The sequence below is a fragment of the Streptococcus chenjunshii genome, assembly GCF_003086355.1.
In the GTDB taxonomy this organism is placed as follows: domain Bacteria; phylum Bacillota; class Bacilli; order Lactobacillales; family Streptococcaceae; genus Streptococcus; species Streptococcus chenjunshii.
This window is the reverse complement of record NZ_CP031733.1, coordinates 1-26,176: the sequence shown is the minus strand read 5'-3', so window position 1 is coordinate 26,176 and position 26,176 is coordinate 1. Positions and strand designations below refer to the sequence as shown.

The window sequence follows — 26,176 nt, the reverse complement described above, 5'->3', positions numbered from 1 at the left end:
ATGTTTAAATTTATATTTTAATTCAGCTTAAAAACAGTCTTTTTAATGCCTTGCGGCAAAAAGAAAAAGCGAGAATATTGAATACTAAAGTTGGAGCCAAATTAAAAGTGATGAAAAATGGCAAAGAGACTGCAGTAAACCCATATAAAAACGAAAGAAAGTAGCTGAAAATATTGAAAAAGAAAACAAAAATCAAATAAACAACCAAATTGCTGAAAAAATTTATGAAATACCTACTGTCCAGCTTAGCTGTAAAAAAAGAAAGAGAAGGTAAAACAAGCGTCACAACACCAATGTGATTTAAATAGTAAAAATCAAACAGCAGACCTAAGGCAACTGATGTAAAAATAACAAAAGCAGAGCTTTTACTGCGGTGCATAAAGAGCAAAGCTGCCAAAAAAAGTTGACTGGAAATAATAACAGTATAATTTAAAAATGAATTAAGCAAATAAGAGATCTGACCATCTATTAGGAACAACAAAAAGATTAAGAACAGTAAAATATATTTATTTTTCACCCAAGACATTATTGCTCACCTATAACAGTCACATATGTTATATCAGAGAAGTCCGCTGCCGGAATAATGTAGACTTTTCGATTTAAACTGTCCTTTGAATCTTCTATTTTACCAACAGTTCCCACTGTTATATTAGCTGTGCTTTTACCATCTAATCCACTTGTGACAACTTGATTACCTGCATTAATGCTATCTGAAGAATTTAATTCAGAAACTAGGAACAGATTCTTCTCAGAATCGTACGACATCAATATACCGTAGATATTGCCGTTTGAAGTCGTGATCTTTACTGGTATATCCAAATTTGAACCGCTGGAAAATAGATTAATACTTGCGGTTGTCTGATTTGCGCCAGCCACTTTTCCGATTAAGGCATTATTAGTCGCAACCAGCATATCGTTTTCTACACCATCTTTTTTCCCTGCATCAATAGTCAAAGAATCATACCAGGACACTGGACTGCGGACAATTACCTGTGCTGAAACCACCGCCGAAGAACGGTTGCCTGCACTTCCTAATGACTTCTTTAACTCAGCATTTTCTTCTGTCAAATCATCAACCAGTTTCTGCTGGGCAGTCAGCTCTTCAATCTGCTTTTTCAATTTTTCATTTTCGGAATAAGTATTTAGTAAAGAAGAAACCTCTTCACCAATAGAATTAATGTATCTGAAAGGCGTTGACACGACAAAGTCGACCCTTGAAACAACAGAATTAACGGGTTTAGCAATAGCAGATATAACCGAAGAATGCCTTAAAATAAAAAAAATAAATGTAAAAAAAATAAGTGTACTAACTACACAAAAAAGAATAAAACGAGACACCCGTAATTTTTTCATTCCGCCCCCAAAATAGATATATACCAGCCTCAAAAAAACAATAAAACGAGATATCTCAAAGATAATCTCGTTTAAAACAGTACGGAGAATAAGGGATTCGAACCCTTGCGCCGGTTACCCGACCTAACGATTTAGCAAACCGTCCTCTTCAGCCTCTTGAGTAATTCTCCATCTATAAAATTATTTATTAATGGGCACGAGTGGACTTGAACCACCGACCTCACGCTTATCAGGCGTGCGCTCTAACCAGCTGAGCTACGCGCCCAAGAAAAACTTGGGAAGTAGAAATTAAAAAGCGGGTGACGAGAATCGAACTCGCGACAACAGCTTGGAAGGCTGTAGTTTTACCACTAAACTACACCCGCAGAAAGATGGCGCGGGACGGAATCGAACCGCCGACACATGGAGCTTCAATCCATTGCTCTACCAACTGAGCTACCGAGCCAAATGTTTTTCCAATTGCGGGAGCAGGATTTGAACCTACGACCTTCGGGTTATGAGCCCGACGAGCTACCTAACTGCTCCATCCCGCGATAATATTAATAAAGTGAGTTTGCCCTCTAACAATAGGGACAATTCCTAAAGCGTCCATACAACAAGGACGCCAAAAAGGAGGATGTGGGATTCGAACCCACGCACGCTGTTAAACGCCTGACGGTTTTCAAGACCGTTCCCTTCAGCCGGACTTGGGTAATCCTCCAATAGCACTATGGACCTTGTAGGACTCGAACCTACGACCGCTCGGTTATGAGCCGAGTGCTCTAACCAGCTGAGCTAAAGGTCCCAAGTCATCAAACAATATAAATACAATAGCGGCGAAGGGGATCGAACCCCCGACCTCCCGGGTATGAACCGGACGCTCTAGCCAGCTGAGCTACACCGCCATGCGCATCGGGAAGACAGGATTCGAACCTGCGGCCCCTTGGTCCCAAACCAAGTGCTCTACCAAGCTGAGCTACTTCCCGCTCTATGCACCCTGCAGGATTCGAACCTGCAACCGCCTGATTCGTAGTCAGGTACTCTATCCAGTTGAGCCAAGGGTGCTGATTACCTTTTAATGCCGAGGACCGGAATCGAACCGGTACGATGTGAAACCATCGCAGGATTTTAAGTCCTGTGCGTCTGCCAGTTCCGCCACCCCGGCGCTAAAAGCGAACGACGGGATTCGAACCCGCGACCCCCACCTTGGCAAGGTGATGTTCTACCACTGAACTACGTTCGCTATGCCGGCTACATGACTTGAACACGCGACCCTCTGATTACAAATCAGATGCTCTACCAACTGAGCTAAGCCGGCCTTTCCTCTATGCGGGTGAAGGGACTTGAACCCCCACGCTTCCTTAAGCGCCAGATCCTAAATCTGGTGCGTCTGCCAATTCCGCCACACCCGCCTCTTCTCCCCTCATGACCCGTACTGGGCTCGAACCAGTGACCCTCTGATTAAAAGTCAGATGCTCTACCAACTGAGCTAACGAGTCCTCTACTGCCTAACGGTCCCGACGGGAATTGAACCCGCGATCTTCGCCGTGACAGGGCGACGTGATAACCGCTACACCACGGGACCAGGTAACTCTTGTACAATCAAATAAATAGTACTCAGGCTAAAAGCATGCGCCTTTCTTAACGCCCTTAGTTACTTTTTATGGGAGTTAACGGGATCGAACCGCTGACCCTCTGCTTGTAAGGCAGATGCTCTCCCAGCTGAGCTAAACTCCCCCTTGCTAAGCGACTTCCTTATCTCGCAGGGGGCATCCCCCAACTACTTCCGGCGTTCTAGGGCTTAACTGCTGTGGTCGGCATGGGTACAGGTGTATCCCCTAGGCTAGCGTCACTTAACTCGATGAATAAACCTCTAGTCTACTCAAAATTGAATACCTCTCCCTCTCCTTACGCCTTGGTTAAGTCCTCGAGCAATTAGTATTAGTCCGCTTAATAGCTCACACTACTTACACTCCTAACCTATCTACCTGTTCTTCTCTCAGGGCTCTTAATAACCTACTGTTATGGGAAATCTCATCTTGAGGCAGGCTTCACACTTAGATGCTTTCAGCGTTTATCCTTCCCCTACTTAGCTACCCAGCTGTGCCCTTGGCAGAACAACTGGTACACCAGCGGTAAGTCCACTCCGGTCCTCTCGTACTAGGAGCAGCCCCTCGCAAATTTCCTACGCCCGCGACGGATAGGGACCGAACTGTCTCACGACGTTCTGAACCCAGCTCGCGTGCCGCTTTAATGGGCGAACAGCCCAACCCTTGGGACCGACTTCAGCCCCAGGATGCGACGAGCCGACATCGAGGTGCCAAACCTCCCCGTCGATGTGAACTCTTGGGGGAGATAAGCCTGTTATCCCCAGGGTAGCTTTTATCCGTTGAGCGATGGCCCTTCCATACGGTGCCACCGGATCACTAAGCCCGACTTTCGTCCCTGCTCGACCTGTATGTCTCGCAGTCAAGCTCCCTTCTGCCTTTACACGCTATGATTGATTTCCATCCAATCTGAGGGAACCTTTGGGCGCCTCCGTTACCTTTTAGGAGGCGACCGCCCCAGTCAAACTGCCCGTCAGACACTGTCTCCGTAAGGGATAACCTACCGGGTTAGAGCAGCCGTAACACAAGGGTAGTATCCCAACAACGCCTCCAGAGAAACTGGCGTCCCTCCTTCTTTGGCTCCTACCTATCCTGTACATGTCTTACAGATACTCAATATCAAACTGCAGTAAAGCTCCATGGGGTCTTTCCGTCCTGTCGCGGGTAACCTGCATCTTCACAGGTACTAAAATTTCACCGAGTCTCTCGTTGAGACAGCGCCCAAATCATTACGCCTTTCGTGCGGGTCGGAACTTACCCGACAAGGAATTTCGCTACCTTAGGACCGTTATAGTTACGGCCGCCGTTTACTGGGGCTTCAATTCACACCTTCGCTTCCGCTAAGCGCTCCTCTTAACCTTCCAGCACCGGGCAGGCGTCACCCCCTATACATCATCTTGCGATTTCGCAGAGAGCTGTGTTTTTGATAAACAGTTGCTTGGGCCTCTTCACTGCGGCTGACCTTAGTCAGCACCCCTTCTCCCGAAGTTACGGGGTCATTTTGCCGAGTTCCTTAACGAGAGTTCGCTCGCTCACCTGAGGCTACTCGCCTCGACTACCTGTGTCGGTTTGCGGTACGGGTGGTATCTCTCTACGATAGAAGCTTTTCTTGGCAGTGGGACATCACTCACTTCGCTACTATTAACTTCGCTCCCCTTAACAGCTCAGTGTCATTAGTGATAAGCATTTGACTCTTCACTCACCTCACTGCTTGGCCGGACTCTTCCATTCGTCCGGTTGAGCTAGCCTCCTGCGTCCCTCCTTCTCTCCTGATACCAGTACAGGAATATCAACCTGTTGACCATCGGATACACCTTTCGGTCTCTCCTTAGGACCCGACTAACCCAGGGCGGACGAACCTTCCCCTGGAAACCTTAGTCTTGCGGTGGACAGGATTCTCACCTGTCTTGCGCTACTCATACCGGCATTCTCACTTCTATGCCCTCCAGTGCTCCTCACGGTACACCTTCGCCGAACATAGAACGCTCTCCTACCATACCTTGCGGTATCCACAGCTTCGGTAAACTATTTCAGCCCCGGTACATTTTCGGCGCAGGGGCACTCGACTAGTGAGCTATTACGCACTCTTTGAATGAATAGCTGCTTCTAAGCTAACATCCTAGTTGTCTCTGCACCCCCACATCCTTTTCCACTTAATAGTTATTTGGGGACCTTAGCTGGTGGTCTGGGCTGTTTCCCTTTCGACTACGGATCTTAGCACTCGCAGTCTGACTGCCGGGCGGAAGTCTATGGCATTCGGAGTTTATCTGAGTTTGGTAATCCGGGAAGGACCCCTTACCCAAACAGTGCTCTACCTCCATGACTCCTTCACACCGACGCTAGCCCTAAAGCTATTTCGGAGAGAACCAGCTATCTCCAAGTTCGTTTGGAATTTCTCCGCTACCCACAAGTCATCCAAGCACTTTTCAACGTGCCCTGGTGCGGGCCTCCAGTGCGCTTTACCGCACCTTCACCCTGCTCATGGGTAGGTCACTTGGTTTCGGGTCTACATCTAGATACTCATCCGCCCTCTTCAGACTCGGTTTCCCTGCGGCTCCGCCTCTTCAGCTTAACCTCGCATCTAAACATAACTCGCCGGTTCATTCTACAAAAGGCACGCTCTCACCCATTAACGGGCTCGAACTTCTTGTAAGCACACGGTTTCAGGGGCTATTTCACTCCCCTTCCGGGGTTCTTTTCACCTTTCCCTCACGGTACTGGTTCACTATCGGTCACTAGGGAGTATTTAGGGTTGGGAGATGGGCCTCCCAGATTCCGTCGGGATTCCTCGTGTCCCGACGTACTCAGGATACTGCCGGTTATATATAACTATTTCAAATACGAGGCTCTTACTCTCTCTGGCTTATCTTCCCAGATAATTCTTCTATAGCTCTATGTAACCTGACGGCAGTCCTTCAACCCCGAAGTGTAAACACTCCGGTTTGCCCTCCTGCCCTTTCGCTCGCCGCTACTCAGGCAATCGCTATTGCTTTCTCTTCCTGCAGCTACTGAGATGTTTCAGTTCACCGCGTCTTCCTTCCTCACACGCTATCGTGTGGGATACCAGCCTCTAGCTGGTGGGTTCCCCCATTCGGACATCTCTGGATCCTCGCTTACTTACAGCTCCCCAAAGCATTTCGTTGTTTGTCACGTCCTTCTTCGGCTCCTAGTGCCTAGGCATCCACCGTGCGCCCTTACTAACTTAACCTTATTTTCTCTCTTCGGTCTTCTTTCAGCGTTTCGGTTTCTTTTTATGTTCTATCATGGCAGGCACAGACCTCTCTCTGACCTGCCATCATAAATGTGGTTGAGGTATTCAATTTTCAATGGACTAAAGCATAGAACCATCCCCCCTGCGACTTGCGCATGAGGCGGCATACGTCCTATCTCTTTATCTAGGTTCCCCTAGATAATGGAGCCTAGCGGGATCGAACCGCTGACCTCCTGCGTGCAAAGCAGGCGCTCTCCCAGCTGAGCTAAGGCCCCACATGACCTCTCAAAACTGAATAAAAACCTCTGACGTATCCGTTCTAAAGTCTTGCGACTTCTTTTCCTTAGAAAGGAGGTGATCCAGCCGCACCTTCCGATACGGCTACCTTGTTACGACTTCACCCCAATCATCTATCCCACCTTCGGCGGCTGGCTCCATTAGGTTACCTCACCGACTTCGGGTGTTACAAACTCTCGTGGTGTGACGGGCGGTGTGTACAAGGCCCGGGAACGTATTCACCGCGGCGTGCTGATCCGCGATTACTAGCGATTCCGACTTCATGGAGGCGAGTTGCAGCCTCCAATCCGAACTGAGACTGGCTTTCAGAGATTAGCTTGCCGTCACCGACTCGCAACTCGTTGTACCAGCCATTGTAGCACGTGTGTAGCCCAGGTCATAAGGGGCATGATGATTTGACGTCATCCCCACCTTCCTCCGGTTTATTACCGGCAGTCTGGCTAGAGGGCCCAACTGAATGATGGCAACTAACCATAAGGGTTGCGCTCGTTGCGGGACTTAACCCAACATCTCACGACACGAGCTGACGACAACCATGCACCACCTGTCTCCTCTGTCCCGAAGGAAAAGTCTATCTCTAGACCTAGCAGAGGGATGTCAAGACCTGGTAAGGTTCTTCGCGTTGCTTCGAATTAAACCACATGCTCCACCGCTTGTGCGGGCCCCCGTCAATTCCTTTGAGTTTCAACCTTGCGGTCGTACTCCCCAGGCGGAGTGCTTATTGCGTTGGCTCCGGCACTAAGCCCCGGATAGGGCCTAACACCTAGCACTCAGCGTTTACGGCGTGGACTACCAGGGTATCTAATCCTGTTTGCTCCCCACGCTTTCGAGCCTCAGCGTCAGTAACAGACCAGAGAGCCGCTTTCGCCGCCGGTGTTCCTCCATATATCTACGCATTTCACCGCTACACATGGAATTCCACTCTCCCCTTCTGCACTCAAGTCCTGCAGTTTCAATAGCATACATTGGTTAAGCCAATGCCTTTGACTTCTGACTTACAAAACCGCCTGCGCTCCCTTTACGCCCAATAATTCCGGACAACGCTCGGGACCTACGTATTACCGCGGCTGCTGGCACGTAGTTAGCCGTCCCTTCCTCGTAAGTTACCGTCACTGCCTGAACTTTCCACTCTCAAGCACGTTCTTCACTTACAACAGAGCTTTACGAAACGAATTCCTTCTTCACTCACGCGGCGTTGCTCGGTCAGGGTTCCCCCCATTGCCGAAGATTCCCTACTGCTGCCTCCCGTAGGAGTCTGGGCCGTGTCTCAGTCCCAGTGTGGCCGTTCACCCTCTCAGGCCGGCTATGTATCGTCGCCTTGGTAGGCCTTTACCCTACCAACTAGCTAATACAACGCAGGTCCACCTCTAAGCGGAGCTCTTGCCCCTTTCTTCCCTCAAACAGGCGTCTGAGAAAAATATGCGGTATTAGCTATCGTTTCCAATAGTTATCCCCCTCTTAAAGACAGGTTACCTACGCGTTACTCACCCGTTCGCGACTCCTCTTCCTTGTGAGTGCAAGCACTCGGTAAGAAAGAAGCGTTCCACTTGCATGTATTAGGCACGCCGCCAGCGTTCGTCCTGAGCCAGGATCAAACTCTCATCACTAATATGAGCTTGTTCTTGCTCGTCTTTTCTGTCCGCTGACAGATTCTTTTTTTTGACAGGTTAATTCCTTAACCCGCACGTCTTGGTTTTTATTCAGTTTTCAAAGGTCATGTCCTCCTGCGAGACCAACTCCTTTATTCTAGCAAATCCCGACTCGGCTGTCAAGAACCTTTTGGACTTTTTTTCACGCTCATCACATATCAAAAGCCTCTTAAAGAAAGATTGGGCCTACAGAAACCCTTCCCCCCTCTGACAGCTTCATTAGTATAGCATCTCTCCTTCTTGCTTGTCAAGAGGTTTTTTGGTGAAAGTTCTTCATCTCTATTCCGGCAGCCTTTAGAAAAAGAGGACCTGACGGTCCTCTACAATATAGTTGGCTTAACCAACTGACTGTTGCAGCAGCTTATTCTTGTTCAGACAGCTTCTCTTTGATTTCGTCATAAGATAAGGCATGGGCTTCCCCTTCCTTGTCTGTTTCCTGCGGCATTTTGCCAGTCTCATAAATGGATTTAATTTGTGAAGCATCTAATGTTTCATATTTAAGGAGAGCTTCAGCAATCAGTTTATGGGTTTCACGATTTTCTTGGATAATTTCAGCTGCTTTATTGCGTGCATTATTCAGTAAATCACGGACTTCATCATCAATTATCTGTGCAGTCTGTGCAGAATAGGATTTTTCTGGACTCATTTGTCCTAACATAACAGAGTGATCTCCTTCATACTGTACAGGACCTAATTTATCACTCATCCCATATTCTGTAACCATGGCACGGGCCATTTGTGTGGCCTGTTCAAAGTCATTTGAAGCACCTGTTGTCTGAGCATTAAAAATAATTTCCTCTGCAACACGGCCTCCCATAAGTCCGGCCAATTGTTCTTTCATATCATCTTTGGACAGCAGCATTTGATCTTCCTTAGGAAGAGCAATCATATAACCTCCTGCCCTGCCGCGCGGTACAATAGTAACCTTATGTACAACACGCGCATTGGAAAGCACAAGACCTACGATAGTATGACCCGCTTCATGGTAAGCAACCATTTCACGTTCTTTCCGCGAAATCGTCTTGTCCTTTTTAGATGGTCCAGCAATAACACGATCTTCAGCTTCATCAATATCACTAGCATCAATTGTCTTTTTGTTACGACGAGCCGCAACGAGAGCTGCTTCATTTAAGACATTCTCAAGATCGGCACCAACAAAACCTGGTGTTTGCTGAGCTACAACCTTAAGATCAACATCATCCGCTAATGGTTTATTTTTGGCATGAACACGTAAAATTGCTTCGCGCCCTTTAACATCAGGACTTCCTACCAATACTTTTCGGTCAAAGCGTCCTGGACGAAGAAGAGCTGGATCCAAAACATCACTGCGGTTTGTTGCAGCAATTACGATAATGTTTTCATTGCCTTCAAAACCATCCATTTCAATAAGCAATTGGTTGAGGGTCTGCTCACGTTCATCATTTCCGCCGCCCATGCCGGCTCCGCGGCGCCGACCGACTGCATCAATCTCATCAATAAAAATAATAGCGCGCTCTGCCTTTTTCGCATCTTCAAAAAGGGAGCGAACACGGCTTGCTCCGACTCCAACAAACATTTCTACAAAATCGGAACCAGAAATACTAAAGAAAGGCACACCCGCTTCACCTGCAACTGCTTTCGCAAGGAGTGTTTTACCTGTTCCCGGAGGGCCTTCAAGCAAGACACCGGCAGGAATTCGAGCCCCAAGCATTTTATACCTTTTTGGGTTTTTGAGGAAGTCAACAACTTCAATCAGTTCCTGTTTTTCTTCTTCAGCACCAGCAACATCTGAAAAACGTACTTTAATATGGCTCTGACTTTGAGTTTTTGCTCGATTCTTACCAAAGCTCATCGCTCCGCGAGCGCCGCCGCCGTTTTGATTCATCATCATCATAAAGAAGACAATAACTATAACTAAAGGCAAAAAGCTGACTAAAAGTGAAATCCAAGCTCCGCTTGAACTTTCCCTTTTAACTCTGAGCGCTGTCCCCGATTCTTCTGCGGCTGCTGTAATTTTTTCAATTGAACTGTCATTAGCAAGCACAATAGAGGTAAAATTAGTTACGGTAGTTGTTGGCGACCCAAGAAAAGACAGATTCGCATCTGTTTTAATTTTCTGAGCTTGCTTATACTTCCCTGTAACTTCAATCACACTATCATTAGGCTGGTAAGTAATTGACTTAATATTGCCAGCTTCTATTTGTTTAATTAATTTTGAGTAACTAATTTGCTGACTCTGTGTACTTGTTCCTCTCAAATAATACTGCAGTCCAGTTATAACCAGAACAATTAGCAGTATATAAACAAAAGAATTTCGTACAAAACCATTATTATTATTTTTCATAAAGTGAAAACGACCTTTTTCTACCTAATTATTTAAATATACTTCTTCTTTTAAAATACCGACATAAGGGAGATTACGGTAATTCTCAGCGTAATCTAAACCAAAACCTACAATAAATTCATTTGGTACATTATAACAAATATAGTCTGCATCAATATCAACCACACGGCCTTCCGGCTTATCAAATAAAGTCGCAATTTTTACAGATTTTGCTTGCCTATATTTAAACATATCACGCAGATACTTTAAAGTACGTCCGGTATCAATAATATCTTCAATAAAGACAACATCACGGCCTTCAACATTAGTATCCACATCCTTAAGGATTTTTACTTCGCCGCTGCTCCTTGTTCTGCCATGATAGCTTGACACAACCATAAAATCAATTTCAATTTGAGTGTCAATATGTTTCATCAATTCAGCCATAAAAGGGACTGAACCCTTTAAAACCCCTACTAAAAGCGGATTTTTTCCATGGTAATCCTTTGTCAGCTGTGCCCCGAGCTCTTTTGTTTTATCAATGATTTCCTTTTCTGAATAAAGGACTCTCTCAATATCCTGTTCAAGCATGACTTCACCTGTTTTCTAATTTCTCAATATGCAATTTGGCTTTCATTATATCACGATTAGATGCTTTTCTCAAATAAGTTTTACCGGCAACTACCACAAAAATAATGTCACCATCTTGTTCGCCTACAACAGCATCTGATCGTTCCTGAAAAGAAAATTTTTCATCGATAAAAAGCCGATGTAATTTCTTTGTGAACTTTCCAAAATTAATACTGTCTCCGTCTTGCTTCCTTCTTAATAAGATTGGACTTAAACTAAAAATTGGGATACCTGTTTTTTTATTTTCACTTGTGCATTGTTCATAAGAAAAACGATACTGACCATATTTGACTATACTGTCATATTCTACCACTTTTCTCTTTTTTGACCCATAGGTCTGAGGACTGATTTTTTTGATTTCAAACGATGAATAATCTTTAAAAAGGTAATAGCCTTTTTTTATAGGATAACGGCAGTTCGCTTGTGTTTGAATAAGATGCAAAATTTCATTAAATTGCCGTTTATTTACTTTTAAATCTGGAAATTTTTCCAAATACAGCTGCAATAAGACAGTCTGAACCGGTTCAGATTGCTGTAGAAATTCACAGCAGTCCGTTATTTTAATATTTTCGGTTAAATCTTTTAAAGCTTGAAAAACAAGCTGACTTTCTCTGCCTAAGCTTTGAAGGCTCTCTTTCAATCGTGGATTTTCTGCTTCTAAAGCTGGTAAATAGTGATTGCGGATACGATTTCTTAAAAAAGTTGACCTGTAATTAGAAGTGTCTTCGAAATGAAAAACAGTTGGCAGTTCTTTCTTAGAAAAAGGCAAAAAAGGACGGATAAGTTCTCCGTCCCCAAAAACCTGACATTCCGGAATAGCAGATAAGTGGCGCAGACGGCTACCGCGAAGTATACGCATAAAAACAGTTTCAGCCTGATCATCAGCATGATGGGCTGTAACCAGAGCAGTGTAATTATGCCCAGACATGATTTTTTTAAAAAAAGAATAACGAAACTGGCGTGCTGTATTTTCTGAAAAAGTTCCGGAAAAGTGATTGACAAAGATAGGGACATTATGATCAGAGGCCCACCGTCTTAAATAAGTTTCCTCCTCGTCTGCTTCCGGACGTTGTTTATAATTAATATGAGCAATACCAATTTTAACTGCCAATTCTTCTTGATAAAGATGTAGGAAATAGAGTAAACTCATTGAGTCTGCCCCGCCTGATACAGCAATTAAAACATTTTGGTGCCGATCAAAATAGGCTTTTTGTCGGATATGATTTAAAATTTTACGATACATTTTATTTTAAAACAGCATAGATATCATCAGCGATTTTAGTGATATCATCATACGTAGCTTTATCTGTAAAGACTGAAACGATATAAGGTTCTTCTGCATAAATAATGGCAACATCATGTTTATAATCATAAGCATCTCCAATTTTATGAGAAACCTGTACAGAAATATCTTTTGCTATCCTGCTGTCATCGTAATCTGTTGCAGACAGATATTCAATGATTTTTCCATCCTGATAATAAACTGCCTCCATCATATTAGCAGCTGCTTTGGCAGAAATATTCCTTTCTTTCATGTCCCACTTCATTCCAGATAGACTATCAATTTCAGTCTGAAAATCATTGTCATACTGTTTAGCTACATAATAGCCTAAAATATTAGTAGCGACATTGTCAGAATTCTGTGCAACAGCTTTTAGCAGTGTTTCAACACTATATTCTTTGTTATCAGCAGTTTTGCTGATCTTCCCGCTGCCGCTTGGATTGTAGGCTTCCTTAAAACTATTTACATCACTGGTATATTTTAATTTATCACTTAGCTTAATGTTGCCGTTTTGAATCTGTTCCTGTGTATAATAAAGTGTTGCTAACTTAGCTACACTGGCTGCATACATTTTTGTATTTTCATTAATCCCTGCACTTTTTTGAGTTTTTAACTGCTTAACAAAAATGGAGTAATTAGACTGATTATACTTTTGTGTCAGCAAGTTTTGAACTTTTTGCATACGATTATCTTCAGCTGACAAATCCTCTTCACTAATCCAGCCCTTACCAGAAACTTTATAATAAACTCCTTGTTCAGTCACTGCTTTTTCTGTCAGATGGATTTGAGTATACGCAGTTAAAGAGCTCTTTACTTCCTTGCTTCCGTAAACAAGAGGCTGATTGTAAACCTTAAAATTATCTTTAAGCCAGTAATTCAAGTCTACATTTTCTTTGCTGTAAACGATATCATCATAAATCAGCCTATGGCTGGCCTCAATATATGTCCCGTCTGCCAGCATAAAGACCGGAATCAAATCGTCATTGATAAGAAAATCGGTAATCGTGATTTTGCTGTTTGGCTTAATCGTTTTTGAAACTACTGTCAGACTGCTGTTTTTGTAAACAGGAGTGGAACTGTAAAGATTAGGATTATTTGGAATGGTATCAAAATAAAAGGCAGCTGTTGCAGCATTAGATGACAGCTCATACTGCATTTCATTCGGCCATTCTACATTTTTTTCCGAACTAAATAGATGAAGAGGAGTCATACAAAAGGGCATTAACATAAAAGCTAACAACTGTTTCATCAACTCTTCCTTTCAATCGATTTTAACACACTCTCTTCTCTCAATGTTTGATTTTTTTCTGATAATTCCTCTAATTTATCATCAGAGTAAATTAAAAATTTTTCAATTGTTTCAACTAAATCTTCCATAATTCTATTTCGGCAATAAACTTGGCACTGGATAAATTGTCTCTCCTTCTCTTGAAAGATAATATTTGGCGCGAGCATACTTTTCAACATATTCAGTATCTTTTAAACGTTCTGCTAAAAGTTTTTCAGCTTCTGTTTTTTCTGCCAGTTCATCATATTCTTCTTCCAATTTTACAACCTGCTCTTTACGTTCTTGTAAAATCATATAACTTTTTACAAGATTATAAGTCGGCAGGATGAACAGCAGCATAATAAAAATCAAAATCCATCCCATAAAACGATTACGGCGGCGTGTTTCTTCTTCCTCATAACGCTTTTTTAGATTTTCATCATGAATATACTGATTGTTCAATTGGACAACATTAGGTTTTTCCATTGTCTTCAATCCTTGTTTCACTTATTATTTCGTACATTTTAACTGCGTCTTCTTTTCTTGTACTGTCTTTCATTTCCAAAACACGTACGGTCAAAAACTTATTACCAAAGCGAATTTCAACCTCATCGTTAATTTTCAAATCTGTCGAACTTTTAGCTAAAATACCATTAACTTTCACACGGCCTTTATCAGCAACTTCTTTAGCTACAGGGCGACGCTTAATAATACGGGATACTTTTAAAAATTTGTCAAGTCGCATAAAGCCCTCCTATTATCTTCTTATTCTACCATTTTTCTGGTTTAAATAACAGAAAAAGGCTGTAATAGCGGTAAAAGAAATTTTTTATTTGCTCATCATCAATGAATAGACTGCGCAGCAACCAACCCTTACCATTTCAAAAAAACTGAGAACAGGGATTCCCGTCTTCAACCTTTTAATTTATTTTTCTGTTTTTAATTATTTCCAGCACCTCCCCAAATTTTATCAACTCTTCTAAAATTTCATAATCTTTTTTTCTTCTTACATCAAAGACAATTTCTATTTTTCCGTCTTGCTCACCAATGCTAGCTTTTAAACTGGTTTTTGCTAACGCTTCAAAATAATCCTGTATCAAATAAAATTGTAAAGAAGCTTTTTCAAATCGTATCTTCACTGTGTTTTGTCTGCGTTCAAGAAATTCTGCAAAAGCAATGTCCAAATACGTTTTCAGCAAGCCGATTTCAAGCAAATAGGCCACCTGATCCGGATAATCTCCAAAACGATCAATTATCTCAGATTGTAAATTTTCATAGTCACTGCGGCTTTCAATCTGCCGAATGCGTTTATAAATTTCTATCTTTTGACGTTCATCTTCAATATAGTCTGTTGGCAGATAAGCATCAATCTGTAAATTGATTTCAGCACTGCCCCTTTGTCTTGTTTTAGATTTTCCCTGTTTAACAGCAAGAGCTTCTTCCAAAAGCTGTGAATACATTTCAAATCCAACTGAATCAATAAAGCCGCTTTGCGAAGCACCTAAAATATTACCAGCTCCTCGAATAGCCAAATCACGCATAGCTATTTTAAAGCCTGATCCAAGTTCTGAAAAACCTTTGACAGCATCTAGCCGTTTTTCAGATACTTCGGACAGCATTTTAGCAGGATGATACATCAGGTATGCATAAGCAATTCGGTTAGAACGTCCAACACGACCGCGAAGCTGGTATAAAGTGGCCAGTCCCATACGGTCAGCATCTTCAATGAATAGTGTATTGACATTAGCAATATCTACCCCTGTTTCAATAATTGTTGTTGCAACCAGTATGTCGTAATTGCCATTGATAAAATCTATGAGAGTATTCTCCAGCTGAATTTCACTCATTTGACCATGAACAAAACCTATATTAGCTTCTGGGACCAGTTTCTGCAGCTCGTAAACCTTTTTGTCAATTGTGTCAACTCTATTGTAAACATAAAAAACCTGACCCTCTCTGTCAATTTCTCGAATAATAGCTTCACGAATCAAATCTGCATTATTTTCTAAAACATAAGTTTGTACTGGATAACGATTTGTAGGAGGTGTTTCAATTACAGATAAGTCACGAATTCCCAGCATAGACATATGAAGTGTCCGTGGAATCGGTGTTGCTGTTAAAGTCAGCACATCAACCTTAGTTTTTAATTCTTTCAGCCTTTCCTTATGTCTCACCCCAAAACGTTGTTCTTCATCTATAACAATAAGACCTAAATCTGAAAAAACAACATCCTTTGATAATAAGCGATGGGTACCGATAATGATATCAATCTGCCCTTTTTTTAACTGTTCAAGCGTATTCAGCTGTTCTTTTTTACTTCTGAAACGGCTAAGGACATCAATATTAACTGGATAATTTTCAAAACGTTCCCTAAAATTATTATAATGCTGCTGAGCAAGAACAGTTGTTGGAACGAGCACAGCGACTTGTTTATGATCATTGACAGCCTTAAAAGCTGCACGCATCGCAACTTCTGTCTTACCAAAACCAACATCTCCCACCAAAAGACGGTCCATTGGCCGAGAACTCTCCATATCCGACTTCACTTCTTTAATTGATCTCAACTGATCCTCGGTTTCTACATAAGCGAAATCATCTTCAAATGCTTGCTGCAAATCATTATCCGCTGAAAATTGAAAGCCTTTTAAGCGGCTGCGCTCAGCATATAAATCCAAAAGATTATCTGCAATATCCTCTACTTGTCTGGTAACCTTTTGTTTTGTCTTTTGAAAACGGCCGTCATTGAGTTTATTTATTTTTGGCTCTTTACCATCAGCTGACACATATTTAGACAGCATTTCAATTTGTTCAACAGGAATAGAAACCCGATCTGAATTTTGATATTGAATTGTGACATAGTCACGATGCACACCAGCTACTTCAATCGTTTCAATTCCTAAAAAGCGACCAATTCCATGAATATTATGAACAACATAGTCTCCCTTTGCCAGTTCATTATAGTCTTTTAAACGTTCAGCATTGCTAATGTTCTTTGAACGGCGAACCCTTCCTTTTAAGCGTTTATGATAGATCTCATGCTCTGTAATTAAAACAATCTTTTCATCAGCGAAATAAAAACCATTTGATAAGCTGCCCATAACAATCTGTGTTTGCTTATTTTGAACAGCATTCATTGAACTAATAGGAACTTCAAGGTTATATTCTTGTAAAGTTTCCTGTAAACGTTGTAAATTATTCTGTGAACTTGCTTGTATTAAGATGGTATTTTGTGCTTTTTGATAACGTTTGATTTCATCAACAAGTATAGAAAATTGATTGAAAAAATCCTGCATAGCATACTGTGTGAACTGATAAATTTTATCAAACTTTATATTTCCTAAACCTTTTTGAAAATTTGAAAAGAAAGTAGAAGGAGCATAGTTTCGTAACTCAGTGTAAATATCAGCAAAGTAATTCAAACTTGACAAAGCTTTACTCTTTTGTAAATCATCTGTCAAGATATTAGCAGCCTCCAAACTGAATTGATTATTATAATCTGTGATTCTTTGAAAATCATCAAAAAATATTGGAGTGTTTTTAGGAATATAATCCAATAAAGTCCACTCTTTTTCATAGAAAAGGCTTAAAAATTTACGTATATCTTCATGCCTAAAATGATTCATACTGGCTGACAGCAAGTCATTGAGATAAGCATACAAATTTTTATCCTTTATAACTGACATATGCCTTTTTAAAGCAGATACTGAACGCTCAAAATCCTGAACAGTCAAGATGACATCATCCGATGGTCCAATAATAATTTTATTAACATGATTCAAAGATTTCTGGCTTTCACTATCAAATTGCCGAATACCATCAATCTCATCTCCAAAAAATTCAATACGGTAAGGTGAACTCTGATTAATATCATATATATCTAAAATAGCTCCTCTTTGGCTGAATTCACCAGAATTAGAAACTTGGCTTACTTTTTTATAACCCATATTTGACAGTTGTTTTACAACACTGTCAAGCTGATATTCTGCTCCTATTTCAAAGTTTAGATAGCTTTCTTGATATGTTTTTGGATCAGGCAAAAGAATTCTCATACCAGATATATTGGTAATTAAAATACCTACTTGTTTTTCAGAACTTAAAAAACGCAGTGCCCTTAAACGAGAAGCCGATCTATCAAATGATGCAAAAACAAACTCTGCAGCTGCGGCATCATCAGCAAAAAATTGATAAATATTTTCTTCATCAACAAGGCAGGATAGATCATGAATGAGTTTTTCAGCTTCATTTTGAGTTGAAGTAATGATTACAAGTTTCCCCTCCATACTCTGATATGCTGAAGCGATTGCAACGGCTCTGCTTGAGCCTGAAAGTCCCATAAGAAGCTGACGTTTTTGTGTTAATAAGCCAGTATGCCAGTTTTGGATTGCTTGATTTTTATTAAATAAATCACTAATATTCATATTCACCCACTAAATTTCTGCATCGTTTTCTCAAAATTGCTGCCGTTTAGATAAAACTTGACAGCCTTGTCAACATTGTCAAGTGTTTGTATAATAATTGTTTTATCTTTTGTATCAAAATTTCCTAGTACATAATTGATAACATTTGTTTCTGTTTTAGGTCTGCCGATTCCAATTTTTATTCGCTTAAACTCTTGTGTTCTCAAATGGGCAATAATACTCTTTATTCCATTATGTCCGCCAGCAGAACCTTTTAGACGAAAACGGATTTTCCCTACTTCCATATCTAAATCATCATAAATCACAACAAAATCTTCTATTGCAATATTATAATAAGTTAGTAAAGCCTTAACAGCAATCCCACTATTATTCATAAAGGTAGTTGGTTTAACAAAATAGACTTTCTCATTGTTTACCCAAGTACTACCTATTTCTGCTTTAAAAATTTTATTCTCTGTAAATGTAATGTCAAAATCCTTTACAATATTGTCAATTGCCATAAAACCAATATTATGGCGAGTTTCCCTATATTTTGAACCTGGATTTCCCAGTCCTGCAATCAATTTTACCATTCATCTTCCTTTCTGCTTAGAATGTCAAAAATGGAGCTGGGACAGCCGTCTCAGCTCCTTTTTATCAAGCTTGCTTAATCAGCAAGACAGACAAGCATATTTCAGCCTCTAAACTGTTAAAATGCTAGTATGACTATACATTGAACCTAAATTCCATAATATCGCCATCCTGAACAACATAGTCTTTGCCTTCTTCACGAAGACGTCCGGCTTCTCTTACCGCTTTTTCACTGCCATACTTGATTAAATCATCATAAGACATTGTCACTGCACGAATAAAACCTTTTTCAAAATCTGAATGGATAATTCCTGCAGCTTGAGGAGCTTTAATTCCCCGTTTAAAGGTCCAAGCACGCACTTCTTTCTCACCTGCTGTAAAGTAAGTCCCAAGTCCCAGCAAATAATAGGCGGCATGTGTTAATTTATCGATACCGGATTCATGCAAGCCTAAGTCCTCAAGAAAAAGTTCTTTATCTTCATCATCTAATTCTGAAATTTCTTCCTCAGCACGTGCTGAAATAACAACAACTTCAGCATTTTCAGTTTGTGCAAACTTCTTAATTTCCTGAACATATGCTATCTTATCCGGATCAGCAACCTTATCTTCATCAACATTTGCAACATAAAGAACTGGTTTCGCTGTCAATAAAAACAGTTGCTTAACAATTTTCTGTTCATCATCTGTAAATTCAATGGTCCGGACTGATTTTCCATCTTCAAGGACAGGTTTTATTTTTTGTAGAATATGGAATTCGGCTACAGAATCCTTATCTTTTTGTGTACGGGCTACTTTCTCAACACGTGCATAACGTTTATTGATTGACTCTAAATCAGCTAAAATCAGCTCCAAATTTATCGTCTCAATATCAGCAATCGGATCAACAAAATCGGACTCGCGGCCTTGTTCCCGCATAACATTCTCATCATCAAAAGCTCTCACTACATGAATAACTGCATCAACTTCACGGATATTGGCAAGAAATTTATTTCCAAGCCCTTCTCCCTGTGATGCTCCTTTAACAATACCGGCGATGTCTGTAAATTCAAAAGTTGTCGGAATTGTTTTTTTCGGCTTAATAAGTTCTGTCAGTTTCTGTAAACGTTCATCCGGAACTTCTACCATTCCGACATTTGGATCAATAGTCGCAAAAGGATAGTTGGCAGCTTCTGCTCCTGCCTTTGTAATTGCATTAAATAAAGTTGATTTACCAACATTTGGTAAACCAACAATACCTGCTGTTAAAGCCATTTTTTTATTTCTCCGTCATTAAAATTTTAACACTGTTTATTATAACAAAAACTAGAGAAAAAAGCTCAGCAATTCTCCAAATATTTGTAGAGCCGTTCTGATGTATCAATATCATCAGAGGAGCAATCTATTAGTAATCAATTATGAATTCTCTAAATCAACCATGAGTCTTTTTCCATAAAAATCAGTATTTCCAGCTGCAGCTTCTGGTTACTTTATAATATTTATTTCTTAGGGAGACGTTGCTGATAAATTTTCTCTTTGACAAAAATTCTTAATTCATAAAAAAGCATAAAGACTGTTGCAATTAAGAGACCAACCATGAACATTCTTGCTGTAAAGGTCAATACTATAATATAAATGACGACAGCAAGTAAATATATAATGACCAGTAAGTGCCACTTTTTTGAAGCACTGTCTGCGATTAATTTTTCTTTGACCAGCTGATTATCCTTAATAAGGCTATCCAACTCCCAATTAAAAAAATCACAGATAGCTATCAGATTTCCGATTTCTGGAATACCTCTGTTATTTTCCCACTTCGTTATTGCTTGACGAGATACATGAAGTTTCTCTGCCAATTCTTCCTGAGATAAGCCCAAATATTTACGCTGAGTTTTTATTTTTTCACCTAAGCTGTGAACTGGAACAGTTGTTCTGCTTTTTTGCATCATATTCTCCTTTTCTGTGCTGTTGACATAAATATTGACAAAATATCTACAAGACTGTCAACCTGCTTTTATTTTAAAATAAATCATTCTTTGTGTCAGCCTATGCTACGTTAAATAACCTTAATGCCACTCCATATTTCTTTTCAGACGAAATATCAAAAGTTATAATAAATAAAAAAATAAAAAAGGAGGAGTTGCTGATGTCAGACTATGTTAATAAACAAATCCAAAAACAGCATTATTTAATTGTTTTTTATCTCTTAGCTATACTTATTTATATTGCTTTTTTTGCTTGGAGAGAAAAAATTTTTATGCTGGGATTTTTAATTTCCACCTTATTTGCCTTATTTTATCAAATTCGTTTTTGGTTTAAAATAAAAAAATCACTGAAATTAAATGGGCTAGTACAAAAAGGATAAGCTCAGTCTGTCACACTATATAAGAGTTTGAACGTTCTTGTTTCAGACTCTTTTTTTTACAACTTGAGTTCCTGCTAACAAATCTCCTAAATGGCGCTTATCCTTCCTAAAAAGTCCCATCCATAGCAAAATAAACAGTAAAATCAAACTAGCAGAAGTGCAAATATGGCCAAATAAACTGGTATAATCTGTATAAATACCATCAATCGTTCCCATATGCCCTAACTGCCAAGGGAGAAATTTAATGATGTTACGAATTAAAGCAGCCAAAAATGTCTTTTTCTGATAGGAAAGTCTGAGTCCTGCCTTTCTTTTCCCGAAACTGCCACCACAATAATCCATCCATGAAAAACCTATAACAACTGGTACAACAGAAGTTAACCCAGCTATTAGCTGCGACTGAAGCAAAGTGAGGTAGGGAATTTTGCCGAAAATAAAAATATAGAAACTAAGCGACAGTAGAAGTAAAATAATGAGATAAGCAATAATCAGCAGATAGTCAACGAACAGCTCTTTGATACGGGATTTTAATGAGATATCATTATTTGCTGTTACCATAGCTATTTCCTCACCATAAACAATTCAATAATTTTATAGATAAAGTAAGACACTCCCCAAAAAACAATCAGCAACAGCGGTCAAAAGTGAGCCACAAAGTCATAAAAATTTTCTATTTTTGGCTTTCTTTGTTTTTCATAAGTACCAGTATTAGGATTAGAGAGAAATTCAGACTCATAAACTGGCTGAACTGTACTTTCTTTTCCCAAAATAAGCTCATCTAAGCTGATATCAAAAATCTCAGATAATTTTACAACATTATCTAAATCAGGCTTTGCCTCATCTTTTTCCCATTTTGAAACAGCCTGCCGTGAAATAAAGAGTTTATTTGCCAATTCTTCTTGCGACATACCGCGCTCAGTTCGATATTTTTTTAACTGATTTGGAAATAGTAACATTGTGTTTTCCTCTCTTTCTTAATACCAGTTTACGAAAAAACCTGAACATTTAACAGCAAAGATAAAGCTAAACAAGTAAAATATTGGCTACTCTAAGTTGCACATCAGCATAAAAATCCTAAATTAATAGGATTTTTACGGTTGCGAAAAAATCTTTTTTATTTTGCGTTCAAAATCATATCGGCTCATCATAACAATATGATCGCAATTAGTGCATTGAATTTTAATATCTGCACCAATACGTATAACTTCCCACCTATTTGCTTTTTTACCAGTTTTTTTAACAACACAGGCATGAGGTTTTTTCATTTCAATGAAACTTCCGATTTCATATTTATGCATTTATTTCTTACTCCTTACTAAGATACAAAGATTGCCAAAAATTTGCATTTTTGCTCAAGCATTTAACTGTTTTTTATATGAATTACAGATAAATATAGCGTTTCTGAGCTTTCAAAGTAATCCTGTTAGCATTGACAATTTCTCCGTCGATTTCGACTAAAGTATTTTTAGGAAATTCCAGAGATACTTTCTCCATTTCTTCATGATAAAAATAGGGAGAAATATCATGCTTTTTAAAAACAAGGGCTAGTAAAATACTGATACGTTGAGGAAAAGTTTTTCCAGCAGCATAGACAAAATCTAAATTCCTGTTAAAAGCGCTGGCTGTTGGCCAAATCATAATTCCCCCGCCAAAATAGGTATTATTGGCTAGTGAAAAGAAAAAAGCTTTTTGAAAATGCCTGATGCTCCCATCTCTATTCGTAACTGTTATATCAGCTGTAGGCTTGCTTAACAGCAATTTAACAGCAATAACAAGATAGGTTAAGCTGCCTAGATGACATTTATTGAGAAACGTTTTTAAGGAAGAGTTTTCGGCTTTTTGGATGACCCAGGCTGCAAAACCTGCATCTAAACTGTTTAAAAGCAAGCCGTTTTCATATGTAAATACTGTAATTTCTCTCACACTTCTTTTTTGACATAAAGCAAGTGTTGTTTTTAAATCGGGCAAAGACAGGGCACGCGCAAAATCATTACCTGAACCAGACGGATAGTAAGCAAAAGGAATATGCTGCGGCAAATAGTAAAGCACCTTTGAAAGTGTCCCATCTCCCCCAATAATCAAAAGAAAGTCTTTTTCCTGAAATTCTTGAAGAATTGTGTTTACCTGTCTGCGCTCATCATCTTTATAGCGTGTATAAAAACTTTTTACATCTTGCGCTGATGACAGCTCCTTAATCTGTTTAACAATTAATCTGGCCTGATGACGGCCGGCATGAGGGTTAGCAATAATATAAAGTGTCATAATAACTGTTATTATAACAAAAAATTCTAATAGAAGGACAACCCTTCAACAATATATAATATTAGCAAATATTAACCTGCTTTACTGAAAGAAAACTATTTAACAGTCTGTGAGATTTGTCTCCCAATAATAGTTAAGAGAGAGTGGGGCAAAAATTGGTAAATTGTCATAAAGTGACGATTTTGATTTTGTTGTCCCATCCCCGCACAGTTGATTAGGGAGGCTGCTATCCCATGAGTAATAAGGGTTAAAAACTTCCAATCAACTACTGCAACTCAACTGTTAAAAAAAGTAAAACGAGGCAGGACTTTTGTCCCTGCCTCCAGATTGTTTAATTTGTCTTGAATTGTACTAGCTATCAATTGGTACGCACAGGGGTAATCAGCTGAATAAAATCTTCTTTATCATCTTTAGGTGTTAGAGTAAACGGACGAACCGGAGAAATAAAGCGGATGAGAACTTCCTCACTTTTAAGTGCTTTCAAAGCGTCAATTAAGTACGTTGGATTAAAGCTGATTGTTAAGTCTTCGCCTGACTGGCCAACTGTATCCAATTCCTCATTAACCTTCCCAACTTCAGGTGAATTAACATGTGCTGAAACACCGTTATTCACAATTTCAAGTTTAACTGTCCCATTTTGAGTAGCGTTTGAAATCAGATGAGCTCGCTCCATAGCAGAACGTAAAACAGCAGTATTAAAAGTGACTTCTGTTTCAAATGTTTTTACGAGCAGACGGTCAGTATCAGGATAATTTCCTTCAAGTAAACGAGTGTAAAAACTGATATGTTCACTTCTAAAAAGCATCTGACTTGCTGAAAAGAAAACTTCTACAGTTTCAATATCATCTGTAAAAACGCCAGCAAATTCCCGTAAAGACTTGCTTGGAATAACAACATCAAAGTCATTGGCAGCATGATCTAAGGTTACCTGACGCTGGCTCATACGATGTGAATCAGTTGCGACTGCTTTAAATTCTTTATTATTAAGCGTCATATGAACACCGGTTAAAATAGGTCTGCTTTCCTGTAAACTGGCTGCAAAAGCTGTTTCAGAAATAATTGATTTTAATAATTTTGTTTCCAATACAAGCGGGCTATCTGTTTCAATTTCCTGCAGGCGCGGATATTGTTCAACATCTTTACCTTTTAGCGTAATTTCTGACTTTCCGCTTGTCAGGACAACTTGATGATGATCAATTTCTGAAAAATCTAAAGTAATATCTGGAAGACTGGATACGATATTAATAAAAAAATTGGCTTCTAAGAGAATAGATCCAGTAGAGGTAATTAATAAACCAGCATTTTCATCTGAAGCTGGAATAGTATTTTCAATAGAAATTTGTCCATTAGAACCTGTTAAGGTGATATCTTGTGAACTGACTTCAATCTTTAAAGCAGAAAGGATAGGAATCGCGTTTTTCGAAGATATAGCTCTCTTTGTAGCATTTAAAGCTTGAAGAAAATAAGTTTTATTTATTGAAAAATTAATCATGGGAGCTCCTTTATTTTATTAGTATTAGTTTAGTAGTAATAGTAGGTCTTGTGTATACAGTGTATAAATAAGCTGATTAGAACTGTCTCTAAGGCTGAGACTTGTTCACAAGCTGTGGAAAACTTTAGCCTAAAATCCCCTTTTATCCACTGTACTATTTAATTTTATTTTTTATCGTTTCGATTTCAATACGCAGTCCGTCATCCTGAGAAATCATATTTTTTATTTTATTATAAGCATGGAGAACAGTTGAATGATCACGTCCGCCAAATTCTTTACCGATTTTTGGAAGGCTGTTATCCGTCATTTCACGCGCAAGAAACATAGCAACTTGTCTGGCTAAGACAATATCTTGCGTTCGTTTAGTCGCTTTTATTTCTTTTACAGTGACTCCATAGAATTTCCCAACCTGACTTTGGATTTCTTCAATTGGAATTACTGTAATTCTATTGGGACTGTCCTGCTTACGAGCACGAATAGCTTCTGCTGCAATATCCACTGTAACTGTTTCAATTTGTTTAAAATTGGCTACGAGACTGATATCCTTTAAAGCCCCTTCCAAATCACGGACATTTGAGTCAAACTGCCCCGCCAGATACTCAATAGTATCCTGAGGGAAAACGAAACTGTATTCCTGAATCTTATTTGTTAAAATCGCGACACGTGTTTCAAAATCAGGAGGCGTGATGTTAACTGTCAGTCCCCATTTGAAGCGCGTGACCAGCCTCTGCTCTAAATCATTAAGATGATCAGGAGTGCGGTCGCTGGTCAAAACAATCTGTTTATTGTTATTATGGAGAGCATTAAATGTATTAAAGAATTCTTCCTGTGTACCTGATAACGTTTTTTTAGCTAAAGACTGGATATCGTCTATAAGAAGGATATCAAGATTGCGAAATTTTTCTTTCAATTCATCCATCGTATCTAAGCGGATATGGACAACAAATTCATTGATAAAATTTTCAGCTGTAATATATTTTATACGGGCGTTAGGCTTATCCTGCAAAACAGAATTTCCAATGGCATTAAGAAGGTGAGTTTTTCCAAGACCAGGTCCTCCCCATATAAATAAAGGATTATAGGTAGTTCCAGGTGTGTTTGCTACAGCAATTGAAGCGGCAACGGCCCAGCGGTTCTCATCCCCTTGAATAAAGTTATCAAAAGTGTATTTTGGATTTAAGTCTGATTGGATAGGTGCTAAAGGAGCTGTAACAGGTGCAGTATTGAAACTTTGTCCTGATGCTGTTTGTTCTTCCTGGAAGGCAGCCTGTTCATCATAAACATACTCTACTGAAATTTCGGCATTAAATATTTCAAAACCTGCTGTCAAAATAACAGGTTTGAGGTTTTTCTCCCAAAATAACTCTTTCATGCGATCAAGATAGATAATAGCAACCTGATTTTCAACTTTAATCAATTTAGCATCTAAAACAAAAAATTCATAAGTTGCCTGTTTTAATTGGCCTTTAGCCAGTTCCAAGATCCTATTCCAAAAAATTTGTTCATTTTCAGTCAT

General features: G+C 39.8%; 20 protein-coding genes, 18 tRNA genes and 3 rRNA genes. 1 reads left to right on the top strand and 40 read right to left on the bottom strand.

All coding sequences use genetic code 11. The annotated features are described in order from the left end of the window. Positions 1–22: 22 nt before the first annotated feature. The 34 genes from mreD to DDV21_RS00040 form a co-directional block, all read right to left on the bottom strand. Positions 23–526, bottom strand: a complete 504-nt coding sequence (mreD, locus tag DDV21_RS12035; RefSeq protein ID WP_116878604.1) for a rod shape-determining protein MreD — start codon at positions 524–526, stop codon at positions 23–25. After that, a complete protein-coding gene (gene mreC / locus DDV21_RS00200) occupies positions 526–1,353 on the bottom strand; it encodes a rod shape-determining protein MreC (RefSeq protein WP_116878605.1) in 828 nt (275 codons plus the stop codon). The genes mreD and mreC overlap by 1 nt, the downstream gene beginning before the upstream one ends. 82 nt (positions 1,354–1,435) lie before the next feature. Next, positions 1,436–1,523, bottom strand: a tRNA-Ser gene (locus DDV21_RS00195). Between the two features lie 21 nt (positions 1,524–1,544). Then, positions 1,545–1,618: transfer RNA gene (locus DDV21_RS00190), tRNA-Ile, on the bottom strand. Between the two features lie 29 nt (positions 1,619–1,647). Further along, positions 1,648–1,718: transfer RNA gene (locus tag DDV21_RS00185), tRNA-Gly, on the bottom strand. Positions 1,719–1,725: 7 nt separating this feature from the next. Beyond that, positions 1,726–1,798 (bottom strand) — tRNA-Phe (locus DDV21_RS00180). Between the two features lie 14 nt (positions 1,799–1,812). Beyond that, positions 1,813–1,886 (bottom strand) — tRNA-Met (locus DDV21_RS00175). Positions 1,887–1,963: 77 nt separating this feature from the next. Next, positions 1,964–2,053, bottom strand: a tRNA-Ser gene (locus tag DDV21_RS00170). A 10-nt stretch (positions 2,054–2,063) separates the two neighbouring features. Continuing rightward, positions 2,064–2,137: transfer RNA gene (locus DDV21_RS00165), tRNA-Ile, on the bottom strand. Positions 2,138–2,163: 26 nt separating this feature from the next. Beyond that, positions 2,164–2,237 (bottom strand) — tRNA-Met (locus tag DDV21_RS00160). 7 nt (positions 2,238–2,244) lie between these two features. Beyond that, positions 2,245–2,318 (bottom strand) — tRNA-Pro (locus tag DDV21_RS00155). 5 nt (positions 2,319–2,323) lie between these two features. Continuing rightward, positions 2,324–2,397, bottom strand: a tRNA-Arg gene (locus DDV21_RS00150). A 14-nt stretch (positions 2,398–2,411) separates the two neighbouring features. After that, positions 2,412–2,497: transfer RNA gene (locus DDV21_RS00145), tRNA-Leu, on the bottom strand. Positions 2,498–2,503: 6 nt separating this feature from the next. Then, positions 2,504–2,575, bottom strand: a tRNA-Gly gene (locus DDV21_RS00140). Positions 2,576–2,577: 2 nt separating this feature from the next. Continuing rightward, positions 2,578–2,650: transfer RNA gene (locus DDV21_RS00135), tRNA-Thr, on the bottom strand. Between the two features lie 10 nt (positions 2,651–2,660). Further along, positions 2,661–2,744, bottom strand: a tRNA-Leu gene (locus DDV21_RS00130). 14 nt (positions 2,745–2,758) lie between these two features. Next, positions 2,759–2,831: transfer RNA gene (locus DDV21_RS00125), tRNA-Lys, on the bottom strand. A 13-nt stretch (positions 2,832–2,844) separates the two neighbouring features. After that, a tRNA-Asp gene (locus DDV21_RS00120) sits at positions 2,845–2,917 on the bottom strand. A gap of 79 nt (positions 2,918–2,996) precedes the next feature. Continuing rightward, positions 2,997–3,069: transfer RNA gene (locus DDV21_RS00115), tRNA-Val, on the bottom strand. A 4-nt stretch (positions 3,070–3,073) separates the two neighbouring features. Continuing rightward, positions 3,074–3,189 (bottom strand): 5S ribosomal RNA (rrf, locus tag DDV21_RS00110). A 58-nt stretch (positions 3,190–3,247) separates the two neighbouring features. Continuing rightward, positions 3,248–6,147 (bottom strand): 23S ribosomal RNA (locus DDV21_RS00105). A gap of 205 nt (positions 6,148–6,352) precedes the next feature. Next, a tRNA-Ala gene (locus DDV21_RS00100) sits at positions 6,353–6,425 on the bottom strand. Positions 6,426–6,497: 72 nt separating this feature from the next. Beyond that, positions 6,498–8,054, bottom strand: a 16S ribosomal RNA gene (locus DDV21_RS00095). The 16S, 23S and 5S rRNA genes sit together here with 18 tRNA genes alongside, the layout of an rRNA operon. A gap of 403 nt (positions 8,055–8,457) precedes the next feature. Further along, positions 8,458–10,419, bottom strand: coding sequence for an ATP-dependent zinc metalloprotease FtsH (gene ftsH / locus DDV21_RS00090; protein ID WP_116878839.1), 1,962 nt, complete (start codon positions 10,417–10,419; stop codon positions 8,458–8,460). 24 nt (positions 10,420–10,443) lie between these two features. Next, on the bottom strand, positions 10,444–10,989 hold the full coding sequence (gene hpt / locus DDV21_RS00085) for a hypoxanthine phosphoribosyltransferase (protein WP_116878840.1): 546 nt from the start codon (positions 10,987–10,989) through the stop codon (positions 10,444–10,446). Between the two features lie 4 nt (positions 10,990–10,993). Further along, positions 10,994–12,271, bottom strand: a complete 1,278-nt coding sequence (gene tilS, locus DDV21_RS00080; RefSeq protein WP_116878841.1) for a tRNA lysidine(34) synthetase TilS — start codon at positions 12,269–12,271, stop codon at positions 10,994–10,996. Position 12,272: 1 nt separating this feature from the next. Further along, complete coding sequence (locus tag DDV21_RS00075; RefSeq protein ID WP_116878842.1) at positions 12,273–13,559, bottom strand: serine hydrolase; 1,287 nt, start codon at positions 13,557–13,559, stop codon at positions 12,273–12,275. Then, entirely contained in the window at positions 13,559–13,687 is a 129-nt protein-coding gene (locus tag DDV21_RS00070; RefSeq protein ID WP_116878843.1) for an SP_0009 family protein, read from the bottom strand. The genes DDV21_RS00075 and DDV21_RS00070 overlap by 1 nt, the downstream gene beginning before the upstream one ends. A 4-nt stretch (positions 13,688–13,691) precedes the next feature. Continuing rightward, a complete protein-coding gene (locus DDV21_RS00065; RefSeq protein WP_116878844.1) occupies positions 13,692–14,063 on the bottom strand; it encodes an FtsB family cell division protein in 372 nt (123 codons plus the stop codon). Further along, positions 14,050–14,322, bottom strand: a complete 273-nt coding sequence (locus DDV21_RS00060) for an RNA-binding S4 domain-containing protein (protein ID WP_116878845.1) — start codon at positions 14,320–14,322, stop codon at positions 14,050–14,052. The genes DDV21_RS00065 and DDV21_RS00060 overlap by 14 nt, the downstream gene beginning before the upstream one ends. Positions 14,323–14,497: 175 nt before the next feature. Further along, complete coding sequence (mfd, locus tag DDV21_RS00055) at positions 14,498–17,995, bottom strand: transcription-repair coupling factor (protein WP_116878846.1); 3,498 nt, start codon at positions 17,993–17,995, stop codon at positions 14,498–14,500. 2 nt (positions 17,996–17,997) lie between these two features. Beyond that, the gene (gene pth, locus DDV21_RS00050; RefSeq protein WP_116878847.1) at positions 17,998–18,567 is read right to left on the bottom strand and encodes an aminoacyl-tRNA hydrolase; all 570 of its coding nucleotides are present in this window, start codon (positions 18,565–18,567) and stop codon (positions 17,998–18,000) included. Positions 18,568–18,700: 133 nt separating this feature from the next. After that, positions 18,701–19,816 (bottom strand): redox-regulated ATPase YchF, encoded by a 1,116-nt coding sequence (gene ychF, locus DDV21_RS00045; protein ID WP_116878848.1) that lies wholly within the window; start codon positions 19,814–19,816, stop codon positions 18,701–18,703. 224 nt (positions 19,817–20,040) lie between these two features. Continuing rightward, positions 20,041–20,490 (bottom strand): helix-turn-helix domain-containing protein, encoded by a 450-nt coding sequence (locus DDV21_RS00040; protein ID WP_241964680.1) that lies wholly within the window; start codon positions 20,488–20,490, stop codon positions 20,041–20,043. A 197-nt stretch (positions 20,491–20,687) separates the two neighbouring features. Between DDV21_RS00040 and DDV21_RS00035 the strand changes: the two genes are divergently transcribed. Beyond that, positions 20,688–20,906 (top strand): hypothetical protein, encoded by a 219-nt coding sequence (locus DDV21_RS00035; protein WP_116878850.1) that lies wholly within the window; start codon positions 20,688–20,690, stop codon positions 20,904–20,906. Positions 20,907–20,948: 42 nt separating this feature from the next. On the opposite strand, the gene DDV21_RS00030 is transcribed toward DDV21_RS00035, so the two are convergent. The 6 genes from DDV21_RS00030 to dnaA form a co-directional block, all read right to left on the bottom strand. Beyond that, the gene (locus DDV21_RS00030; RefSeq protein ID WP_116878851.1) at positions 20,949–21,464 is read right to left on the bottom strand and encodes an RDD family protein; all 516 of its coding nucleotides are present in this window, start codon (positions 21,462–21,464) and stop codon (positions 20,949–20,951) included. Between the two features lie 80 nt (positions 21,465–21,544). Beyond that, entirely contained in the window at positions 21,545–21,862 is a 318-nt protein-coding gene (locus DDV21_RS00025; protein ID WP_116878852.1) for a helix-turn-helix domain-containing protein, read from the bottom strand. Between the two features lie 135 nt (positions 21,863–21,997). After that, a complete protein-coding gene (locus DDV21_RS00020; RefSeq protein ID WP_116878853.1) occupies positions 21,998–22,204 on the bottom strand; it encodes a DUF951 domain-containing protein in 207 nt (68 codons plus the stop codon). A gap of 82 nt (positions 22,205–22,286) precedes the next feature. After that, complete coding sequence (locus DDV21_RS00015) at positions 22,287–23,168, bottom strand: diacylglycerol/lipid kinase family protein (protein ID WP_116878854.1); 882 nt, start codon at positions 23,166–23,168, stop codon at positions 22,287–22,289. Between the two features lie 358 nt (positions 23,169–23,526). Then, positions 23,527–24,660: a DNA polymerase III subunit beta gene (gene dnaN, locus DDV21_RS00010; protein ID WP_116878855.1), complete on the bottom strand. Its 1,134-nt coding sequence runs from the start codon at positions 24,658–24,660 to the stop codon at positions 23,527–23,529. Between the two features lie 154 nt (positions 24,661–24,814). After that, positions 24,815–26,176, bottom strand: a complete 1,362-nt coding sequence (dnaA, locus tag DDV21_RS00005) for a chromosomal replication initiator protein DnaA (RefSeq protein ID WP_116878856.1) — start codon at positions 26,174–26,176, stop codon at positions 24,815–24,817.

What these genes read in the sequence shown, in the direction of transcription:
- mreD (WP_116878604.1), bottom strand. Translation starts at nt 526, where the DNA reads ATGTCTTGGGTGAAAAATAAATATATTTTACTGTTCTTAATCTTTTTG.
- mreC (WP_116878605.1), bottom strand. Translation starts at nt 1,353, where the DNA reads ATGAAAAAATTACGGGTGTCTCGTTTTATTCTTTTTTGTGTAGTTAGT.
- ftsH (WP_116878839.1), bottom strand. Translation starts at nt 10,419, where the DNA reads ATGAAAAATAATAATAATGGTTTTGTACGAAATTCTTTTGTTTATATA.
- hpt (WP_116878840.1), bottom strand. Translation starts at nt 10,989, where the DNA reads ATGCTTGAACAGGATATTGAGAGAGTCCTTTATTCAGAAAAGGAAATC.
- tilS (WP_116878841.1), bottom strand. Translation starts at nt 12,271, where the DNA reads ATGTATCGTAAAATTTTAAATCATATCCGACAAAAAGCCTATTTTGAT.
- DDV21_RS00075 (WP_116878842.1), bottom strand. Translation starts at nt 13,559, where the DNA reads ATGAAACAGTTGTTAGCTTTTATGTTAATGCCCTTTTGTATGACTCCT.
- DDV21_RS00070 (WP_116878843.1), bottom strand. Translation starts at nt 13,687, where the DNA reads ATGGAAGATTTAGTTGAAACAATTGAAAAATTTTTAATTTACTCTGAT.
- DDV21_RS00065 (WP_116878844.1), bottom strand. Translation starts at nt 14,063, where the DNA reads ATGGAAAAACCTAATGTTGTCCAATTGAACAATCAGTATATTCATGAT.
- DDV21_RS00060 (WP_116878845.1), bottom strand. Translation starts at nt 14,322, where the DNA reads ATGCGACTTGACAAATTTTTAAAAGTATCCCGTATTATTAAGCGTCGC.
- mfd (WP_116878846.1), bottom strand. Translation starts at nt 17,995, where the DNA reads ATGAATATTAGTGATTTATTTAATAAAAATCAAGCAATCCAAAACTGG.
- pth (WP_116878847.1), bottom strand. Translation starts at nt 18,567, where the DNA reads ATGGTAAAATTGATTGCAGGACTGGGAAATCCAGGTTCAAAATATAGG.
- ychF (WP_116878848.1), bottom strand. Translation starts at nt 19,816, where the DNA reads ATGGCTTTAACAGCAGGTATTGTTGGTTTACCAAATGTTGGTAAATCA.
- DDV21_RS00040 (WP_241964680.1), bottom strand. Translation starts at nt 20,490, where the DNA reads ATGATGCAAAAAAGCAGAACAACTGTTCCAGTTCACAGCTTAGGTGAA.
- DDV21_RS00035 (WP_116878850.1), top strand. Translation starts at nt 20,688, where the DNA reads ATGTCAGACTATGTTAATAAACAAATCCAAAAACAGCATTATTTAATT.
- DDV21_RS00030 (WP_116878851.1), bottom strand. Translation starts at nt 21,464, where the DNA reads ATGGTAACAGCAAATAATGATATCTCATTAAAATCCCGTATCAAAGAG.
- DDV21_RS00025 (WP_116878852.1), bottom strand. Translation starts at nt 21,862, where the DNA reads ATGTTACTATTTCCAAATCAGTTAAAAAAATATCGAACTGAGCGCGGT.
- DDV21_RS00020 (WP_116878853.1), bottom strand. Translation starts at nt 22,204, where the DNA reads ATGCATAAATATGAAATCGGAAGTTTCATTGAAATGAAAAAACCTCAT.
- DDV21_RS00015 (WP_116878854.1), bottom strand. Translation starts at nt 23,168, where the DNA reads ATGACACTTTATATTATTGCTAACCCTCATGCCGGCCGTCATCAGGCC.
- dnaN (WP_116878855.1), bottom strand. Translation starts at nt 24,660, where the DNA reads ATGATTAATTTTTCAATAAATAAAACTTATTTTCTTCAAGCTTTAAAT.
- dnaA (WP_116878856.1), bottom strand. Translation starts at nt 26,176, where the DNA reads ATGACTGAAAATGAACAAATTTTTTGGAATAGGATCTTGGAACTGGCT.